Source organism: Neisseria sp. P0019.S002, from assembly GCF_051957155.1.
Lineage (GTDB): Bacteria > Pseudomonadota > Gammaproteobacteria > Burkholderiales > Neisseriaceae > Neisseria > Neisseria perflava.
Map to the genome: position 1 here is coordinate 1 of NZ_JBQCWS010000154.1, position 441 is coordinate 441.

A 441-nucleotide genomic window follows, 5' to 3' on the forward strand; every position below is an offset into this window, starting at 1 on the left:
TGTGTTTGGCGCGGTTTTTCGGCGGCGTAGCTCAAATCCCAAGAGTGCGGATCTTCGATATTCGGGCTCTCGCGTGCAAATGCTTTGATTTCGGCAAAGTCTTTTTCGGCAAATGGTTTGGCGCGGCGGGCAAGGTCGTGCAGGAAATTTAGAACCTGTTCGTGCGTATCCGCCATTTTGGTTGCCAGTGACAGCTCGGCGTAGTTTTTGAATCCGAGCAGTTTGGCGGTTTTCAGCGCGTTTGCAAGCGTTTGTTCGACGTTGGCCGTGTTGTCGAATTTACCTTCGTCAGACAATTCGCTGGCACGGGTAACGGAAGCGCGGTAGATTTGTTCGCGCAGTTCACGGTTGTCGGCGTATTGAATAACGGCGAGGTAGTGCGGAATCTGCAGGCCGATTTTGTAGCCTGTTTTTCCTTCGCTTTGCGCGGCGGCGGCAAAC

1 protein-coding gene is annotated in these 441 nt (G+C 53.3%); it reads right to left on the minus strand.

Going from position 1 to position 441, the window contains the following annotated elements; genetic code table 11:
• A partial coding sequence (locus ACTHTY_RS12050) for a M3 family metallopeptidase (RefSeq protein WP_440367864.1) occupies positions 1–441 on the minus strand: 441 nt, incomplete at both ends.